This is a genomic window from Jannaschia sp. W003 (assembly GCF_025144335.1).
GTDB lineage: Bacteria > Pseudomonadota > Alphaproteobacteria > Rhodobacterales > Rhodobacteraceae > Jannaschia.
This window is the reverse complement of the sequence record NZ_CP083539.1, coordinates 958,760-975,430: the sequence shown is the minus strand read 5'-3', so window position 1 is coordinate 975,430 and position 16,671 is coordinate 958,760. Positions and strand designations below refer to the sequence as shown.

Sequence of the window (16,671 nt, the reverse complement as noted above, 5' to 3'; positions counted from 1 at the left end):
ACGGGCCTCCCCCGAGGTATTTCAGGCAAGATGAGGATAGCCGCCTTCCTCTGGCCGAAAATACCTCGGGGAGCGCGAGGGACCGGTCCCTCGCTCCCGCGCTAACCGCGGAGCTCGCCGCCGGTCGCCTTGCGCACCTTCTCGACCACCTTCGCGCCCACCGCCTCGATCTCCTTGTCGGTGAGCGTGGCCTCCCGGGGCTGCAGCCGCACGGCGATGGCGAGGCTCTTGCGGCCCTCGCCCAGAGACCCGCCGACGAACTCGTCGAACACGCGCACGTCCGTGATGAGGGCCTTGTCGGCGCCCTTCGCCGCGTTGACCAGCGCCTGGGCCTCGACGCTCTCGTCCACCACGAAGGCGAAGTCGCGCTCCACGGCCTGCAGGTCACTGAGGATCAGCGCCGGGCGGGCGGTGCCGGTGGCCTTGGGGAAGGGCACGGCGTCCGGGTGGACCGTGAAGGCCACGGCGGGGCCGCGCACGTCGAGCGCCTTCAGGACGCGGGGGTGCAGCTCGCCGAAGGCGGCGAGCACGCGCTTCGGGCCGAGGCGGATCGTGCCGGAGCGGCCGGGGTGGAACCAGTCGGGGGCGCCGCGCATGACCTGCGCGGCGGGCGCGCCGAGGGCGGCCAGCGCGGCCTCGGCGTCGGCGCGGGCGTCGAAGGCGTCCGGCGCGCGGCGGCCGCCGTGCATGTCGCGCGGCCCCTGCCCCACCAGGAGGCCGGCGACCTGCAGGCCCTGCTCGCCCGGCTCGCCGCCCGAGAAGGCCGTCCCGACCTCGAACAGCGCGAAGCCGCCCGCCCCCCGCGCCTGGTTGCGCGCGGCCGCGCGCAGGAGGCCCGACAGGAGGTCGGGGCGCATGTGGCTCATCTCCGACGAGATGGGGTTCTCGAGGCGCAAGGCCTCCGGGTCGCCGCCGAAGAGCGTCGCGGCCTCGGCGTCGATGAAGCTGTAGGTGACGCACTCGTCGTAGCCGAGACTGGCGACCGTGCGGCGGGCGAGACGCTCGCGGCGCTGGGCGGGCGTCAGCACGGGGCGCAGCACCTCGGCGGGGCGCGCGAGGGGCCGGCCCTGGAGCTTCGTGAGCGAGGCGATGCGGGCGACCTCCTCCACGAGGTCGGCCTCGCCTCCGACGTCGCTGCGCCAGGTGGGCACGTGGGCGGTGAGCTTGGGCGCCTCGCCCTCGATGCGGAAGCCGAGTGCCTCCAGCGTGGCGCGCTGCTCGGCGGCGGGGATGCTCATGCCCACGAGGCTCTCGACCCGGTCGGTGTCGAGGGCGTAGCTGCGGGCCACGTCCGGGACGCCGCCCGCGACCACCATCTCCGAGGCCTCGCCGCCGGCGTGGTCGAGGATCATGCGGACCGCGCGGTCCAGACCCTCGGGCGCGAAGGCCGGGTCGACGCCGCGCTCGAAGCGGTAGCGGGCGTCCGAGTTCACCTTCAGCGCGCGGCCCGTTCCGGCGATCTGCACGGGGTCCCAGAGGGCGCTCTCGACCACCACGTCCACGGTGCCCTCGGTGACCCCGGTGGGGGCGCCGCCGACGATGCCAGCGATGCTCTGGGGGCCGGCGTCGTCGGAGATGACCATGGCGCCCTCGGGGAGGGTGTAGGTCTTGTCGTCGAGCGCCTCGACCCGCTCGCCGCCCGCGGCGCGGTGCACGCGCAGGTCGCCCTGCAGGAGGGCCGCGTCGAAGACGTGGAGGGGGCGGTTCAGGTCGTGGGTGAACCAGTTGGTGACGTCGACGAGGAACGAGATCGGGCGCAGGCCGACCGCCCGGAGCTGCGCCTGCAGCCAGTCCGGCGAGGCACCGTTGCGCACGCCGCGGATGGTGCGCAGGCAGAACAGCGGGCAGCCGTCCGCCGTGTCCGCGTCGATGGTGACCTTCACGGGGCTGCGGAACGCGCCGTCCACCTCGGTGGCGGGCAGCGGGCGGAGCGTGCCGAGGCCGCGGGCGGCGAGGTCGCGGGCGATGCCGCGCACGCCGAGCGCGTCGCCGCGGTTGGGGGTGATGGCGATCTCGATCACGGGGTCGACCACCGCGGGGTCGTTCTCGGCCAGCCAGTCGGTGAAGCGCTGGCCGACCTCGCCGGAGGGCAGCTCGATGATGCCGTCGTGCTCCTCGCTCAGCTCCATCTCGCGCTCGGAGGCCATCATGCCGTGGCTCTCGACGCCGCGGATCTTGCCGACCTGGATGGTGGTGTCGATGCCGGGGACGTAGGTACCCGGCTCGGCCACGACCACGGTGATGCCGGCGCGGGCGTTGGGGGCGCCGCAGACGATCTGTTTCGTGCCCGCGTGGGTCTCGACGGTGCAGACGCGCAGGCGGTCGGCGTCGGGGTGGGGCCGGGCGTCGGTGACGCGGCCGATGCGGAAGTCGCGCAGGCGCGCGGCGCGGTCCTCGATGCCTTCCACTTCCAGCCCGAGGTCGGTGAGGGCCTCGGCGATGGCGTCCACGGAGGCGTCGGTGTCGAGGTGGCGCTTGAGCCAGGAGAGGGTGAATTTCATTGTGATCCGTCTCCACTAGAAAGTTTGAACCTAATGCCCCTCAAAGCTGAGGAGATTCGCCCCCAAAAGAGCGCCACCAATCCCACGACGATCAATATCGGAAAGATTATCCAGACTAATAGCCCCGTAATTAATGTGCCTGCGATATAACCCGCAGAGCCCGTCAAAATCAGAGCACCGGAACTGTGGGCGACGGCTGATATGCCAAATACCTTTCCGAGTAGGTATATCGCTCCGGCTGATCCGAGACTTCCGCCAGCAATCTTATGCCGTGTCCAAAGTTTGGATTTAGCGTCCCAACGGAAAGAACCCGCTCTCGCGAGCGCCGAGAAAAGGATGCGGTTCATTACTTAGCCCCTACCCCGCGTGTCGCGCCGGCGCCTGGAGCGCTCCGAACCCGTAGTGCCGCAGCCAGCGCAGGTCGCTGTCGAAGAACGCCCGCAGGTCGGGAATGCCGTACTTCAGCATCGCCAGGCGGTCGATGCCGATGCCGAAGGCGAAGCCCTGCCACTCGTCGGGGTCGATCCCGCCCGCCCGCAGCACCTTGGGGTGGACCATGCCGCTCCCTAGGATCTCCAGCCAGTCGTCGCCCTCACCGAGCTTCAGCGTCCCGCCCTCCCAAGAGCAGCGGATGTCCACCTCGGCGGACGGCTCGGTGAAGGGGAAGTGCGAGGCGCGGAAGCGCAGCTCGATGCCGTCGACCTCGAAGAAGGCGCGGCAGAACTCCTCGAGGCACCACTTGAGGTTGGCCATGGAGATGTCCCGGTCCAGCGCCAGCCCCTCGACCTGATGGAACATCGGCGTATGGGTCTGGTCGTAGTCGGCGCGGTAGACGCGGCCCGGGCAGATCACGCGGATCGGCGCGCCCTCTTTCTCCATCGCGCGGATCTGGACCGGCGAGGTGTGGGTGCGCAGGACGTGGGGGGGCCGGTTGTCGCCCTCCTTGCGGGCCATGTAGAAGGTGTCCATCTCGGCGCGCGCGGGATGATGCCCGGGGATGTTGAGGGCGTCGAAGTTGTACCAGTCGGTCTCGATCTGGGGGCCCTCGGCGACTTTGAACCCCATGTCCGCGAAGATCGCCGTGACCTCCTCGGTGACCTGGCTGACGGGGTGGATCGTGCCCTCGCGGCGGGGGCGCACGGGGAGGGTCACGTCGAGCCACTCGGAGCGGAGGCGCTCCTCGAGGGCGGCGTCCTCCAACGCCGCCTTGCGGGCGGCGATGGCGCTGTTGATCTCGTCCTTCAGGGCGTTAAGGCGGGGGCCGGCCTCCTGCCGCTCCTCGGGGGTCATCTTCCCCAGCTCGCGCATCTTGAGGGCCACCTCGCCCTTCTTGCCCACGGCCTCGACGCGCACCGACTCCAGCGCGGCCTCGTCGGCGGCCTCGCCGATGCGGGCCAGGTATTTCTCGCGCAGGTCCATGAAGCGTCCCCCTCCGGTGGCGCGGGCCGGACTAGCCCGCGCCGGGGGGGCGCGCAACTACCCCGCCGGCGCGGCGTCGTGCTTGGCCGCGAGCCTGCGGTTGCGGCGGCGGGCGAGGAGGTTCAGCCCCTCGACGAGGGCGGCGAAGGCCATGGCCGAGTAGATGTAGCCCTTCGGGACATGGCGCCCGAAGCCGTCGGCGATCAGCACCATGCCGATCATCAGGAGGAACGCGAGGGCCAGCATCACGACGGAGGGGTTGGCCTGCACGAAGCGCATCACGGGGCCGGAGGCGGCGAACATGACGCCCACGGCGATCACCACGGCGGCGACCATGATCGGCAGCTCGTCGGTCATGCCCACGGCCGTCAGGATCGAGTCGATCGAGAACACGAGGTCGAGGATGATGATCTGGAACAGCACGGTGCCGAAGGCCGCCGTCCCGGCGCGGGGCTTGCCGGTGGCGGTCTCGTGGGGGTTGAGCTTCTCACGGATCTCGGAGGTGGCCTTCCAGGTGAGGAACAGGCCGCCGGCGATGAGGATCAGGTCGCGCCACGAGAAGGCGGTGTCGAAGGTCGGCTCGCCGTAGGCGCCCGGCGCGCCCTGGATGCCGAGGTCGAATACGGGCTGCGTCAGGCCCACGATCCAGGCGATGGCGGCGAGCAGCAGGAGGCGCAGCACGAGGGCGAGTCCGATGCCGATCTTGCGGGCGCGGTCGCGGGCGCCCTCGGGAAGCTTGCCGGCGACGATCGAGATGAAGATCAGGTTGTCGATGCCCAGCACGATCTCGAGGGTCACGAGCGCGAGGAAGGCGGCCCAGGCGTCGGGCGAGGCGAGGAGGTCGAGCATGGGGTGGCGGTCCGGCGTGGTTGCCGGGGGGCAACGCGGCGCCCGGGGGGCGGTTCCCGTCAGCGCATCCGGGCGGCCAGCGCGGCGCCGATGCGGCGCGAGCCCTCGGGCGAGGGGTGCACGGCGTCGGCGTCGTAGAGCGCGGCGTCGCGCGGGTCGATCACCTCGGCGGCGTCGAGGAACATCAGCCCCGGGTCGGCGGCGGCGAGGCGGGCCACGCGGGCGTTGATGCGGTCGAAGGCCCCAGCGCAGGCGCTGAAGCCGGTGCGGCGGCCCACGATGTCGTCGTAGTAGCCCAGGAAGGCGGCGCGGCTGCCGGTGGCGCGGATCGACGCGATCAGGGCGGGGATCGCGCCGGTGCGCCCGTCCGGGGCGATCAGGGCGTCGGTGGTGGCCACCTCGGCAGGGGTGCCGCAGTCGCCGCGCAGGTCGTTGCCGCCGCCGTCCAGGATCACCCAGGCCCAGCGGCCCCGGTTCGCGGCCCACTGGCGCTGGATGCTGAAGTCGGTGAGGCCGACGACGCCGCTGTCGTTCAGCAGGAACGCGCCGGACTGGGTGGCGTCCACCACCGGCAGGCCGAGCGCGGCGGCGGCCACCTCAGGCACGCCCCGTCCGTCGTTCCAGGCGAGCACGCTGTCGCCCACGGCGAGCACCGCGCGTTGGTCGGGCGGCGCGGAGGTGACGCAGGCGGCGACGAGGAGGGCGGGGGCGAGGAGGGCGGCGAGGTGGATGCGCATCCGGTGGCACCTAGCGCGGGGCGCGGCGAGGCAAGGGAGCGCGGAACGCGAAGGGGCCGCCCCATGGGCGGCCCCTCGGTGGATCGACGCGGCGGCGGCGGATCAGGCCGCGGCGCGGGCCTGGTCGACGATGGCCGCGAAGGCCTCGGGCTCGTGCACGGCGAGGTCGGCAAGGACCTTGCGGTCGACCTCGATGCCCGACTTCGTGAGCAGGTTGATGAAGCGCGAGTAGGTCATCTCGCCGTCGTGGGCGCGCACGGCGGCGTTGATCCGCTGGATCCACAGGGCGCGGAAGTCGCGCTTGCGGGCCTTGCGGTCGCGCGTGGCGTACTGGTTGGCCTTGTCGACCGCCTGGGTGGCGGTGCGGAAGGTCTTGCTGCGACGGCCGTAGTAGCCCTTCGCGGCCTTCAGGACCTTCTTGTGGCGGGCATGGGTGACCTTGCCGGAGGTGACTCGGGACATGTGCTAGCCTCCTATCAGCGGTCGTAGGGCATGAAGCCCTTGACGATCTTGGCGTCCGGGGCGCTGAGCGTGGTGGTGCCACGCGCGTCGCGGATGAACTTGTTGCTGCGCTTGATCATGCCGTGGCGCTTGCCGGCCTGACCGGCCATCACCTTGCCGGTGGCCGTGACCTTGAATCGCTTCTTGGCAGACGATTTCGTCTTCATCTTGGGCATTTGGTTCTCCGGTACTTCGTCGCGGACCCAGGCATCCCAATCGCCCGGCCCGCGGTGGAAGCGGCCCCCTAGCGCGGCGGGAGCCGGGACGCAAGGCCGCGGGGGGCCTAGCGCAGGATGCGGGCGATCAGCTCGATGAAGCTGTCGGGCACGACGGTCCAGCTGATCGAGCGGTCCGCCTCCCAGAGCCAGAAGAACAGCAGCACGGCCACCACCGCCGCGAAGAGGCCCGCGAGCGAGCGGCGCCGCTCGGCCCAGGCGGTCAGCGCCGCGGCGAGGCCCATGGCCCCGATCACCGTGGCCAGCACCGCCACGATCACCGGGTCGGGCGGCGCGGGCAGGTCGAGGTCGGGCACGCCGGCCCAGCCCTCCCAGCGCCGGAGGATCCCGGTCCAGAGGGCGTCCACCTGCTCCAAGTCAGTCGCCCTCGGCCCCGAAGATCCGCCGCTCGTCGCAGGGCGCGACGCGCAGGATGTTGGTGGAGCCGGCGACGTTGAAGGGGATGCCGGCGGTGACCACCACCTGGTCGTCGGCCTGCGCGAAGCCCGCGGCCTTCGCGGCGCGCACCGCCGAGACCACCGCGAACTTGAACCGCTCCACGGTCTGCGTGGTCACGCAGTGGCAGCCCCAGGACAGCACGAGGCGGCGCGCCGAGGCGACGATCGGGGTGAGCATGATGATCGGCACGCGCGGGCGCTCGCGGCTGACCTTCAGCGCGGTGGAGCCGGAGTGCGAGAACACGCACAGCGCCACCACGTCCGTGGTCTCGGCGATCTCGCGGGCGGCGGCCACGATGCCGTCGGCGGTGGTGCTCAGGTGCGAGACGCGGCTGGCCTCGATGATCTCGCGGTAGGTGGCGTCGGCCTCCACCTGGCGGGCCACGGCGTCCATGGTCTGCACGGCCTCGATCGGGTACTGGCCGGCCGCCGATTCCGCCGAGAGCATGATGGCGTCGGTGCCCTCGTAGATGGCGGTGGCCACGTCCGACACCTCGGCGCGGGTGGGCATGGGCGACTCGATCATCGACTCGAGCATCTGGGTGGCCACGATCACCGGCTTGGCGGCGGCGCGGCACTTGCGAATGAGGCGCTTCTGGATCGGCGGCACGGCCTGCACGGGCAGCTCCACGCCGAGGTCGCCGCGCGCCACCATGATGCCGTCGGAGACGGCGAGGATCTCCTCGAAGGCGTCCACCGCCGAGGGCTTCTCGATCTTCGACAGGAGCGCCGCGCGGCCCTTGGCCAGCGCACGCGCCTCCTCCACGTCCGAGGCGCGCTGCACGAAGCTGAGCGCCAGCCAGTCCACGCCCAGCTCGCATACGAACTCCAGATCGGCGCGGTCCTTCTCGGAGAGGGCGGCGAGCGGCAGCACCACGTCGGGCACGTTCACGCCCTTGCGGTTCGAGATGGTGCCCCCCGTGACCACGGTGCAGTCGGCGTGGTCGGGGCCGCAGCGGTCCACCTTGAGGCGCAGCTTGCCGTCGTTGACCAGGAGCGTGGAGCCGGGCTCGAGCGCCTCGAAGATCTCGCGGTGGGGGAGCTGCACGCGGGTGGCGTCCCCGGCCGCCTCGTCGAGGTCGAGGCGGAACGGCTGCCCCTCCTCGATCTCGGCGCTGCCGCCCTTGAAGGTGCCCACGCGCAGCTTCGGCCCCTGCAGGTCGGCCAGGATGGCGATCGGGCGGCCGGTGTCGCGCTCGATGTCGCGGATGATGTTGTGGCGCGCGCGGATCTCCTCGTGGCCACCGTGGCTCATGTTGAGCCGGAACACGTCGGCGCCGGCCTCGAACAGTGCGCGGATCGTGTCGTAGTCGTCGGAGGCCGGGCCGAGGGTGGCGACGATCTTGACGTTGCGGTGGCGTCTCATGCTCTGCTCCGTGCGGCGGGCGGGTGTTAGCGCTCGCGGCTATGCCCCGATGGCCGGCGCGCGGCAAGAGAGGGCCGCTTGCCGGGGCGCCGGGGGTGCCTTAACCCCGCCGCCATGACCCATCCGCCGTTCCATGTCACGCCCCGTCCCGGCCGATGGGTCGTCACCTGTGACCATGCGAGCAACCGCGTGCCGCCCTGCACGGGCGGCGGCTCGCTGGGCCTCGCCCCCTCGGACATGGGGCGTCACATCGCCTGGGACGTGGGCGCGGCCGGCGTCACCGACGCGCTGGCCGAGGCCCTGGGCGGCACCGCCGTGCGCTCCGACTTCTCGCGCCTCGTGATCGATCCGAACCGGGGCGAGGACGACCCCACCCTGCTCATGCGCCTCTACGACGGCACCGTGATCCCCGCGAACCGCCACGCGGACGCAGCCGAGCGCGAGCGGCGGCTGGCCGCGTTCCACCGCCCCTACCACCGCGCGCTGGAACGGGTGCTGGCCGAGCGCCCCGCCCCCGTCGTCTGCTCGGTCCACTCGTTCACGCCGCAGCTCCGCGGGCGCCCGCCGCGCCCGTGGCAGGTGGGGGTGCTGTTCGCCGGCGACCGGCGGCTGGCGGACCCGCTGATCCTGCGCCTTCAGTCCGAGCCCGACCTCGTGGTGGGCGTGAACGAGCCCTACGGCGGCGACCTGCCCGGGGACGCGATGGACCGCCACGCGCTGCGCCACGGGCGCCTCCACGTGTTGATCGAGCTGCGGAGCGACCTCATCTCCGACGGGGCGGGGCAGCGCGCGTGGGCGCAGCGCCTCGCGCCGCACCTGGAAGCCGCCCTGGAGGACGCCGAGAATGCCCGAGATGGATGACCGCACCCGCACCGAGGTCGAGGCTGCCGCGTTCCGGCGCCTGCGCCGGCACCTCCTGGAGGACCGCCCCGACGCCCAGAACATCGACCTGATGAACCTGGCCGGCTTCTGCCGCAACTGCCTGAGCCGCTGGTCGCAGGAGGCCGCCGCGGAGCGCGGGGTGGAGATGACCAAGGACGAGGCGCGCGACTGGTTCTACGGCGACTTCGCCGCCTGGAAGGCCGCGCACCAGAGCGAAGCCTCGGCGGACCAGAAGGCCGCCTTCGAGCGCAGCTTCGCCGAGAACGTCGGCGGGGACGCGAAGTCGTGAGGCGCCGCGCTATCGCATGACGGCGCGGGGCGCACTAACTGGAGGTCCGAAGGAGTGCCGCCCATGATCCGCCCCGCCGCCATCCTCGCCGTCCTGGCGCTCGCCGCGCCCGCCGCCGCGCAGGGCGTGTTCGTGCCGCCGCCCGGCGCCGACCCCGGCCCCGCCTTCACGGGCAAGCGCGCCCACGTGGCGCGCGAGCTGCCCCTCTACGGCTTCGACCCGTCGGTTCTGCGCGACCTTTCGAATGCGAAGGTCGCGCTGATCGACACCTACATCCACTCGGACCTGAGCCCCAACGACGTGCGCCTCCGGATCGGATCGGCGCTCCGGCCCGGGATCCTGCAGTCCCTCGTGGACCGCTTCTGACCCCGGAGGTTCCCCCATGCGCTCCCTCGTCCTCGCCGCTCTCCTCGCCGCCGCCGCCGCATCCCCCGTGGCGGCGCAGGGTGCGAACACCTCGCAGCTCGCCGCCTCGGTGCAGCACCGCCTGAACACCCTGGGGTTCGGCGACGTCGACGCGCGCACGCTCTCGACCCGCCAGCTCGGCGCCCTGCACCTGAAGCTGCAGGGCCCCGTGTTCGGCGGAGTCGGGCTGAACAACCGGTGGATCCGCAAGCGCGCGGAGGTGCAGTCGATCCTCGGCTGGGAGGCCGAGGGCCGCCCCAGCCGTTAGCGCCCCTTGGCGCGGGCCTCGTCGAGGTAGATCTCGCGCAGGCGCCGGGCGACCGGCCCGGGCGTCCCGTCGCCTACGGGCGCGCCGTCGATCTCCACCACCGGCGTCACGAAGGTGGAGGCCGAGGTGACGAAGGCCTCCGTGGCGCCCTGCGCCTCCTCGATCGTGAAGGCCCGCTCCTCGACCCGCATCTGCGCCTCGCGCGCCATGCGCAGCACGGCCGCCCGCGTGATGCCGTGCAGGATCTCCTCGCCCAGGTGCCGGGTGACGATGGTGTCGCCGACCACGATGTAGGCGTTGTTCGAGGTGCCTTCCGTGACGGCCCCGTCCTCGACCATCCACGCATCGTCCGCGCCGCGCCCCTTGGCCTCCATCTTGCCCATCGAAGGGTAGAGCAGCTGCACCGTCTTGATGTCGCGCCGCGCCCAGCGCCGGTCGGGGATCGAGACCACCCGGATACCGCGCGCGGCGGCCGGGCTGTCGGCGAGGCCGGGCTTCTCTTGCGTGAACAGCACCACCGTCTGCGCGGGCGCCGGGTCGGGATAGGCGAAGTCGCGGTCGGCGGCGCCGCGGGTGACCTGCAGGTAGACCAGCCCCTCGTCGATGCCGTTCTCCTCGACCAGCCGGCGGTGCACGGCGAGGAGCGCATCGGCGTCCATCGGCATGGGCATGTCCAGCTCGGCCAGCGAGCGCTCGAGGCGCGCGGCGTGGCCGTCGAAGTCGATGAGCTTGCCGCCGAGCACGCTGGTCACCTCGTAGACCCCGTCCGCGAACAGGAAGCCCCGGTCGAAGACCGACACGCGGGCCTCGGCCTCGGGCACGTAGTCGCCGTTCACGTAGACGGTGCGCATGGGGGAGCCTCCTGGTCGCTGCCCCGCCCTCTTGCGGAGCGCCGCGGGGGCGGTCAAGCCTCGCCCCCATGCACCTGACCCACGGCCCCCTCGCCGCCTTGCGCGCCCGTCCCCTCGCCGCCGAGGTGGCCGAGGCCGCCCGCCTGCGCCCCGGCTACCGCGAGCACGCCGTCGCGCTGGACGACCCGCGAGGGCAGCATCAGATGGTGGAACTGCGGGACCGGGGCATCGCCGGGGCCAACGCCTACTGGGAGGGATCGCCGCCCTACCACGAGCGGATCGAGGGCGCCGTGCCCGACCTCCTCTTGCGCGCCCCGGTGGCCGACGCGCTGGCGGGGGTGAACGCGCGGCTGGAGCCTTACGACTTGGAGCTGTGGGTGTTCGACGCCTGGCGCCCGCTGGCGGTGCAGAACCACTTCCACGACCACTGGATGCCGGCGCGGCTGCGCGCGTTGAACCCCGACTGGGACGCCGCCCGCATCGCCGCGGAGACCGAGCGTTACTGGGCGCGCGGGGCCAGGGGCGCCATCAACCCGCTCTCGCCCCCGCCCCACGCCACGGGCGCCGCGGTGGACCTGACGATACGCCGGCAGGGCGGCGCGGAGCTGCACATGGGCACGATCTTCGACGACGTGTCGGAGGCCTCGAACACGGACGCCTACGAGGCGGAGCCCGAGGGGCTGGCCGTCTCGGCGCGCGAGGCGCGCAGCAACCGGCGCCTCCTCTTCTGGCTGATGCGCGAGGCGGGGTTCGCCAACAACCCGACCGAGTGGTGGCACTTCAGCATCGGCGACCAGATGTGGGCGCGGATCACTGGGGCGCGGGCGGCGTACTACTCGACGGCACCGGAGGTGCCGTCGCCCCGGACCTGATCCGGGGCCCCTGCCCCCAACGTTGCGCCTTCAATTCGGAGCGAAGCGCCCGCCGCACCCCGAGGCCCCGGCGCAAGTCCGGGGCGCGCTAGTCCCGGCCCAGCAGCCCCGCCGTCTCGGGGCGCTCCACCTCGTAGTCGAGCGCCGCGCGGTCGCGCACCGCGGTGGCGCGCTTGAAGCCGTAGCGGATGGTGTACTCGTCCGCGTCCCCAGCCACGATCAGCGCCGAGCGCACCAGCGCGGGGCCGTCGTGGATCTCCACCAGGCCGCGCAGCTTCGGCGCCACGTCGATCGCCACCGTGAAGCCCTCGGCGTCGTAGGAGCGGATCGGGTACCACGCCTCGCCCACCTGCACCCGCAGGCGCCCGCCGGTGCGGCGCTGCTCGCGGTCGCGCGCGCGGGCGAGGCCCTCGCGGACCGCCTCGGGCAGGACGTCGCCCTGCGTCTCGTCGTCGGCGCGTGGCGTGTCGGTCATGGCAGGCCCCCCGGTCGTGCCCCCTGAAGGTCGGCACTCCGGCGCCGCGAGTCAACGCGAACGGCGGCCTTCGCGCGGAAACGTCGCGGCGCCTAGCGGGCGCGGGGGCGCAGGACGTGGGGGATCGCCGGATCGTAGAGCGCGCTGTCGCGGAAATCGGCGACCTCGCCCAGCGCGGGGCCGACCAGGATCAGCGCGGTGCGGGTGATCTTCTCCGCCCTCACCTTCTCGCGGATGTCCGCGAGGGTGCCGCGCAGGAACGCCTCGTCGGGCCAGCCCACGCGGTAGGCCACGACCACGGGGCAGTCGGCGCCGTAGTGGGGCACGAGCACCCGCTCGATCTCGCGCAGGGCGCGGATGCCGAGGTGGATCGCGAGGGTGGCGCCCGTGCGCGCGAAGTTCTCGAGCGTCTCGCGGGGGGGCATGGAGGTGGACTTCATCGACACGCGCGTGAGCACGATCGACTGCGCCACCTCGGGGATCGTCAGCTCCTGGCCCAGGGCGGCGGCGGCGGCGGCGTAGGCGGGCACGCCGGGGCAGACCGCGAAGGGGATGCCGTCGCGGCGCAGGAGGCGGATCTGCTCGGCGATGGCGCCGTAGAGCGAGGGGTCGCCGGAATGGACCCGCGCCACGTCCTCGCCGCGGGCGTGGGCGGCGGCGATCTCGGCATGGGTCTCGGCCAGCGTCATGGGCGCGGTGTCGAGGACGCGGGCGCCCTCGGGCGCCTCGGCCACCACGGCGGCGGGCACGAGGCTGCCGGCGTAGAGGCATACGGGGCACGAGCGGATCAGCCGCTGGGCCTTGAGGGTCAGAAGTTCCGGGTCGCCGGGTCCGGCGCCGATGAAGTGGACGGTCACGAGGGGTCCTCCGAGGTCGCGAGGTCGCCGCCCGCCATCTTGCGGGCGTAGCCGCGGGGCGTGAACATGCGCGGGCCGTCGCCCGTCTGGACCACTCGGGTGTTCGACGAGCCGACCAGCACCACGGTCATCATGTCCACTTCGTCCACGTGGAGGGCGTCCAGCCGGCGCAGGCGCACGTGCTCCTCGGGGCGCCCCAGGGAGGTGGCGAGCAGGACCGGCGTGTCCGCCGGGCGGTGCCGCAGGAGGATGTCGCGGGCCATGGGAAGAAGATCGCGGCGGCGCTTCGAGACGGGGTTGTAGAAGGCCACCACGAAGTCGCCCTCGGCGGCGGCGCGGAGGCGGCGCAGGATGTCGTCGCGGGGCGTCAGCAGGTCCGACAGGGATATGGCGCAGAAGTCGTGGCCCAGCGGCGCCCCGGCGCGGGCGGCAGCCGCCTGCAGGGCCGAGACGCCGGGCGTGCCGCGCAGCTCGACGCGCCGGGCGGCGGGGCTGAGCGCGTCCTCGCCCGTGCGCGCCATCAGCTCCAGCACGAGCGCGCCCATGGCGTAGATGCCCGCGTCCCCCGAGCAGACCAGCGCCACGTCGCGCCCCTCGCCCGCCCGCTCCAGCGCGTGGCGGCAGCGCGCCTCCTCGCCGCCCAGGGGATAGTCGGAGCGCGGCTTGCCCGCCGCCAGCGGCCCGAGCAGGTCGATGTAGAGGCCGTAGCCGACCAGCTCGTCGGCGCCCGCCACCCAGGCCGAGGCCTCCGGGGTCCGCCACGCCGCCTGCCCGGGGCCGATCGAGACCACCGAGAGGCGCCCGCGCGGGCGGCCCGGCAGGTCCACGATGGGCGCGGGCGCCAGCGCGAGCGCGGCGGTGGCCATGGCGGACTTGCGCTTCGGCTGCGCGAGCACGGCGTCGGGGCCGGCGGCACGGAGGGCCGCGTTCTCGGCAACGCCGTGGGTGCCGATCTCGGCGAAGACCACGTCCGAGGGGTTCGCGGTACGGGGGGTCTCGCTCTCCAGCTCCGGGGCGGTGAACAGGCGCAGGGGGCAACCCAGCCGCTTCGCCAGGGCGATCACCGCCGGCTCGTCGCCCTTGAGGTCGGCGCTCCAGACGCCGGCCAGCGCGCCGGGGGCGATGCCGGCCTCTGCGAGCACCCCGTCCACCAGCGCCGCCAGTTCCTCGGGCGGGCAGTCGCGCGAAGCGCCCACGCCCAGCGCGGCGCGGCGGGGGTGGAAGGTGAGGCCCGCGCCCTCGTGGGGCGCGAGGGTGGCGCGGATCGTCACATCATCGCCCTCGGGCAGGCCGCGGAGCCACGGTGCGTCCCCCTCGACCCGCGCGCCGCCGCCCGCCAGCAGCGCGGCCATGGCATCCTTCGCGCCCTCGGGGTTGGCCAGCGTCCAGCCCTCGGGCGGCTCGTCGAGCGCCACGCCCAAGGCCACGTCGCCGGCGGTGGTCACGGCCGCCATGGCCCCCAGCGCCTCGGCCAACGCCCGCGCCATGCGGTTCGCGCCCCGGTGGCCGCCCAGCAGCGGCACGACGACCGCCCCGTCGTCGGAGACCGACAGCACGGGCGGCTCGGCGCGCTTGTCGGCGAGCAGCGGCGCCACCGCGCGCACGAGGATGCCGGCGGCGCAGACGCCCACCACCGCGTGCCCGGCGGCGAACAGGGTGCGGACATGGCTTAGCGCGTCGGGGAAGGTGGCGTCGCAGCCCTCGGTGCGACCCTTGCGGCCGTGGAGGGGACACGCCAGCGACTCGGCCACCCGGCGCGCGGTGGCGAGGCCGGAGCGGTTCAGGGCGACGACGACGGGGGTCACAGCCATGGGTCGGCTCCCTTGGCGACGAGGATGGTGGAGAAGTAGGGGGCCTCATCCGGCGCGTCCGCCAGCGGCAGGACGCGCTCGGCCCCGGTGGTGGCGCGCTCGACGTAGGTACCCTGGAGGCCCTCGGAGGCGACCAGCGCGCGCAGGCGCGGCAGGTGCCGGCCCACTTTCAGGATCGCCACCGTGTCGGCGGCGCGCAGGTGGGCGCGCAAGGCATCGTCGGGCAGCGGGCCGGGTAGCACCACGAGGGTGTCGTTGCGCGCCGCGAGCGGCTGCGCGGCGGCGGCGGCGCAGGCGGTCAGCGAGGTGACGCCGGGCACGACCTCCACGCGGTAGCGCGGCGCGAGGCGGGCGTGGAGGTACATGAACGAGCCGTAGAACAGCGGGTCACCCTCGCAGAGGCACACCACGTCAAGGCCCGCGTCAAGGGCGGCGGCGATGGCTTCGGCGCCCACGTCGTAGGCCTGCTGCGCCGGTTCGCGCGCGCGGGTCATGGGGACGTCGATACGGATCTCCTGGGCATTCTTGGGGATGAGCGCGGCGGCGATGACGCGCGCGAGGCTGTCGCCGCCGGCGAGCGAGGGATAGGCCACGACTTCGGCCCGCTCGATCACGCGCGCGGCGCGCAAGGTGAGGAGGTCGGGCGCGCCCGGCCCGAGGCCGACGCCGTGGAGCGTTCCGGTCATCGCTTCACGAGGCTCCACTGCGTCACTGCCATCGACGGGCGCCAGCCGCGGTAGCGGCCCACGGGCTCGGCGCGCTCCACCGAGAGGCGCACGAGGTCGCCGCCGTGGCGGGCGTGAAGGCTGAGCAGGATAGCCTCGCTCTCCAGCGTCACCGCGTTCGCAACCAGCCGGCCGAGGGGGCGCAGGGCCGCGAGAGCGGCGTCGGCGACCGCCTCGGAGAGGCCGCCGCCGATGAACACCGCGTCGGGAGAGGGCAGCGATTCCAACGCCTCCGGCGCCTCGCCGTCGCGCAGGTCGAGGCGGGGGGCGCCCAGGGCAAGGGCGTTCTCGGCGGCCATGGCGCGGCGGTCGGGCCGCGGCTCGAGGGCGATGGCGTGGGCCGAGCGGGCGGCGCGCATCCACTCGATGGCGACCGAGCCGGAGCCGGTGCCGATGTCCCACAGGAGCGCGCCGCGCATGGGCATGAGCTTGGCGAGCGTGGCCGCGCGGACCTCCCGCTTGGTCATGGTCCCATCCGAGCGGAACAGGGCGTCATCGAGGCCGGGCACGCGCGGCAGGAGCGCGGCGTCGGGGGCGGCGACGCATTCCACGGCCAGCGTGTTGAAGGCGGGGACCTCGTGGGACCAGCCGTCGGCGGTGGCGTCGAAGCGGCGCTCGGCGTCGCCGCCCATGTTGGCGAGCACCGTCATGGGGGAGGCGCCGAAGCCACGGTCTGCTAGGAATTTCGCAATCTGGGCAGGGGTTTGCGCGCCCGTGGTCAGGATCAGGAGGCGGGCGCTGGGCTGGATGAAGGCGATCATCTGCTCGACCGGGCGGCCGTGGACCGTGAGGGTCTCGACGTCGGCCATGCTCCAGCCCATGCGGGCCGCCGCGAGCTGGAAGGCCGAGAGCTGGGGGTGGTAGGCGATCTGGCTGGGCGGGATCGCGCGGCCGATGCGGGCGCCGACCGAGAACCACAGCGGGTCGCCCGTCGCCAGCACCACAACCCTTTGACCGCGCAGGGATTCGAGCTTTTCGATCAGGGCGTCGAAGGGGTGCGGCCAGGCGATGCGGCGGGCCTCCACGGCGTCTGAGAGGACGTGGTGGCGGTCGCCGCCGACGATGACCTCGGCGGCCTCGACCACGGCGCGGGCGGCCGGAGCGAGGCCCGCCATGCCGTCCTCGCCGATGCCGACGATGTGGAGCCAAGGGGCGTCAGGCATGGGGGCACCCTGCGTACACCCCGCGTG

At 73.2% G+C, this 16,671-nt stretch carries 19 protein-coding genes; 5 read left to right on the top strand and 14 right to left on the bottom strand.

The window, feature by feature from the left end:
• Window positions 1-101: 101 nt before the first annotated feature.
• The 8 genes from pheT to pyk form a co-directional block, all read right to left on the bottom strand.
• Window positions 102-2,501 (bottom strand): phenylalanine--tRNA ligase subunit beta, encoded by a 2,400-nt coding sequence (gene pheT / locus K3554_RS04660; protein ID WP_259944104.1) that lies wholly within the window; start codon window positions 2,499-2,501, stop codon window positions 102-104.
• Between the two features lie 357 nt (window positions 2,502-2,858).
• Window positions 2,859-3,920, bottom strand: coding sequence for a phenylalanine--tRNA ligase subunit alpha (pheS, locus tag K3554_RS04655; protein WP_259944102.1), 1,062 nt, complete (start codon window positions 3,918-3,920; stop codon window positions 2,859-2,861).
• Between the two features lie 57 nt (window positions 3,921-3,977).
• On the bottom strand, window positions 3,978-4,769 hold the full coding sequence (locus K3554_RS04650; RefSeq protein WP_259944099.1) for a TerC family protein: 792 nt from the start codon (window positions 4,767-4,769) through the stop codon (window positions 3,978-3,980).
• 59 nt (window positions 4,770-4,828) lie between these two features.
• The gene (locus K3554_RS04645; RefSeq protein WP_259944097.1) at window positions 4,829-5,506 is read right to left on the bottom strand and encodes an SGNH/GDSL hydrolase family protein; all 678 of its coding nucleotides are present in this window, start codon (window positions 5,504-5,506) and stop codon (window positions 4,829-4,831) included.
• A gap of 102 nt (window positions 5,507-5,608) precedes the next feature.
• Window positions 5,609-5,968: a 50S ribosomal protein L20 gene (gene rplT, locus K3554_RS04640; RefSeq protein WP_259944092.1), complete on the bottom strand. Its 360-nt coding sequence runs from the start codon at window positions 5,966-5,968 to the stop codon at window positions 5,609-5,611.
• 14 nt (window positions 5,969-5,982) lie between these two features.
• Window positions 5,983-6,183, bottom strand: a complete 201-nt coding sequence (gene rpmI / locus K3554_RS04635; RefSeq protein ID WP_259944090.1) for a 50S ribosomal protein L35 — start codon at window positions 6,181-6,183, stop codon at window positions 5,983-5,985.
• 107 nt (window positions 6,184-6,290) lie between these two features.
• Entirely contained in the window at window positions 6,291-6,599 is a 309-nt protein-coding gene (locus K3554_RS04630; protein WP_259944087.1) for a hypothetical protein, read from the bottom strand.
• A gap of 1 nt (window position 6,600) precedes the next feature.
• Window positions 6,601-8,046, bottom strand: a complete 1,446-nt coding sequence (gene pyk / locus K3554_RS04625; protein ID WP_259944084.1) for a pyruvate kinase — start codon at window positions 8,044-8,046, stop codon at window positions 6,601-6,603.
• A 114-nt stretch (window positions 8,047-8,160) separates the two neighbouring features.
• Between pyk and K3554_RS04620 the strand changes: the two genes are divergently transcribed.
• The 4 genes from K3554_RS04620 to K3554_RS04605 all read left to right on the top strand — a co-directional run bounded on the left by K3554_RS04620 (window position 8,161) and on the right by K3554_RS04605 (window position 9,890).
• Window positions 8,161-8,907 (top strand): N-formylglutamate amidohydrolase, encoded by a 747-nt coding sequence (locus K3554_RS04620; protein ID WP_259944082.1) that lies wholly within the window; start codon window positions 8,161-8,163, stop codon window positions 8,905-8,907.
• A complete protein-coding gene (locus tag K3554_RS04615) occupies window positions 8,900-9,217 on the top strand; it encodes a DUF1244 domain-containing protein (RefSeq protein ID WP_259944080.1) in 318 nt (105 codons plus the stop codon). Before K3554_RS04620 ends, K3554_RS04615 begins: the two co-directional genes overlap by 8 nt.
• Before the next feature lie 63 nt (window positions 9,218-9,280).
• Window positions 9,281-9,583, top strand: coding sequence for a hypothetical protein (locus K3554_RS04610; RefSeq protein ID WP_259944078.1), 303 nt, complete (start codon window positions 9,281-9,283; stop codon window positions 9,581-9,583).
• Between the two features lie 16 nt (window positions 9,584-9,599).
• A complete protein-coding gene (locus tag K3554_RS04605) occupies window positions 9,600-9,890 on the top strand; it encodes a hypothetical protein (protein WP_259944076.1) in 291 nt (96 codons plus the stop codon).
• On the opposite strand, the gene K3554_RS04600 is transcribed toward K3554_RS04605, so the two are convergent.
• A complete protein-coding gene (locus K3554_RS04600; protein WP_259944075.1) occupies window positions 9,887-10,741 on the bottom strand; it encodes a D-amino-acid transaminase in 855 nt (284 codons plus the stop codon). The genes K3554_RS04605 and K3554_RS04600 overlap by 4 nt on opposite strands.
• A 68-nt stretch (window positions 10,742-10,809) precedes the next feature.
• Here K3554_RS04600 and K3554_RS04595 point away from each other — a divergent pair, with 68 nt between their 5' ends.
• Window positions 10,810-11,613 carry a M15 family metallopeptidase gene (locus K3554_RS04595; RefSeq protein WP_259944074.1) on the top strand — a complete coding sequence of 268 codons (804 nt, stop codon included), beginning with the start codon at window positions 10,810-10,812 and terminating at the stop codon, window positions 11,611-11,613.
• Between the two features lie 88 nt (window positions 11,614-11,701).
• On the opposite strand, the gene K3554_RS04590 is transcribed toward K3554_RS04595, so the two are convergent.
• From K3554_RS04590 to cbiE, 5 genes are all read right to left on the bottom strand, one after another.
• Window positions 11,702-12,088, bottom strand: coding sequence for a hypothetical protein (locus tag K3554_RS04590; protein WP_259944073.1), 387 nt, complete (start codon window positions 12,086-12,088; stop codon window positions 11,702-11,704).
• Between the two features lie 92 nt (window positions 12,089-12,180).
• Window positions 12,181-12,945, bottom strand: a complete 765-nt coding sequence (cobM, locus tag K3554_RS04585; RefSeq protein WP_259944071.1) for a precorrin-4 C(11)-methyltransferase — start codon at window positions 12,943-12,945, stop codon at window positions 12,181-12,183.
• Window positions 12,942-14,756, bottom strand: coding sequence for a precorrin-3B C(17)-methyltransferase (cobJ, locus tag K3554_RS04580; protein WP_259944068.1), 1,815 nt, complete (start codon window positions 14,754-14,756; stop codon window positions 12,942-12,944). Before cobJ ends, cobM begins: the two co-directional genes overlap by 4 nt.
• Window positions 14,747-15,442 (bottom strand): precorrin-2 C(20)-methyltransferase, encoded by a 696-nt coding sequence (gene cobI / locus K3554_RS04575; protein WP_259944064.1) that lies wholly within the window; start codon window positions 15,440-15,442, stop codon window positions 14,747-14,749. Before cobI ends, cobJ begins: the two co-directional genes overlap by 10 nt.
• The gene (gene cbiE, locus K3554_RS04570) at window positions 15,439-16,644 is read right to left on the bottom strand and encodes a precorrin-6y C5,15-methyltransferase (decarboxylating) subunit CbiE (protein ID WP_259944062.1); all 1,206 of its coding nucleotides are present in this window, start codon (window positions 16,642-16,644) and stop codon (window positions 15,439-15,441) included. Before cbiE ends, cobI begins: the two co-directional genes overlap by 4 nt.
• Between the last annotated feature and the right edge of the window lie 27 nt (window positions 16,645-16,671).

Coding starts and splice junctions, on each gene's coding strand:
- pheT (WP_259944104.1), bottom strand. CDS start 2,501: ATGAAATTCACCCTCTCCTGGCTCAAGCGCCACCTCGACACCGACGCC.
- pheS (WP_259944102.1), bottom strand. CDS start 3,920: ATGGACCTGCGCGAGAAATACCTGGCCCGCATCGGCGAGGCCGCCGAC.
- K3554_RS04650 (WP_259944099.1), bottom strand. CDS start 4,769: ATGCTCGACCTCCTCGCCTCGCCCGACGCCTGGGCCGCCTTCCTCGCG.
- K3554_RS04645 (WP_259944097.1), bottom strand. CDS start 5,506: ATGCGCATCCACCTCGCCGCCCTCCTCGCCCCCGCCCTCCTCGTCGCC.
- rplT (WP_259944092.1), bottom strand. CDS start 5,968: ATGTCCCGAGTCACCTCCGGCAAGGTCACCCATGCCCGCCACAAGAAG.
- rpmI (WP_259944090.1), bottom strand. CDS start 6,183: ATGCCCAAGATGAAGACGAAATCGTCTGCCAAGAAGCGATTCAAGGTC.
- pyk (WP_259944084.1), bottom strand. CDS start 8,046: ATGAGACGCCACCGCAACGTCAAGATCGTCGCCACCCTCGGCCCGGCC.
- K3554_RS04620 (WP_259944082.1), top strand. CDS start 8,161: ATGACCCATCCGCCGTTCCATGTCACGCCCCGTCCCGGCCGATGGGTC.
- K3554_RS04615 (WP_259944080.1), top strand. CDS start 8,900: ATGGATGACCGCACCCGCACCGAGGTCGAGGCTGCCGCGTTCCGGCGC.
- K3554_RS04610 (WP_259944078.1), top strand. CDS start 9,281: ATGATCCGCCCCGCCGCCATCCTCGCCGTCCTGGCGCTCGCCGCGCCC.
- K3554_RS04605 (WP_259944076.1), top strand. CDS start 9,600: ATGCGCTCCCTCGTCCTCGCCGCTCTCCTCGCCGCCGCCGCCGCATCC.
- K3554_RS04600 (WP_259944075.1), bottom strand. CDS start 10,741: ATGCGCACCGTCTACGTGAACGGCGACTACGTGCCCGAGGCCGAGGCC.
- K3554_RS04595 (WP_259944074.1), top strand. CDS start 10,810: ATGCACCTGACCCACGGCCCCCTCGCCGCCTTGCGCGCCCGTCCCCTC.
- K3554_RS04590 (WP_259944073.1), bottom strand. CDS start 12,088: ATGACCGACACGCCACGCGCCGACGACGAGACGCAGGGCGACGTCCTG.
- cobJ (WP_259944068.1), bottom strand. CDS start 14,756: ATGGCTGTGACCCCCGTCGTCGTCGCCCTGAACCGCTCCGGCCTCGCC.
- cobI (WP_259944064.1), bottom strand. CDS start 15,442: ATGACCGGAACGCTCCACGGCGTCGGCCTCGGGCCGGGCGCGCCCGAC.
- cbiE (WP_259944062.1), bottom strand. CDS start 16,644: ATGCCTGACGCCCCTTGGCTCCACATCGTCGGCATCGGCGAGGACGGC.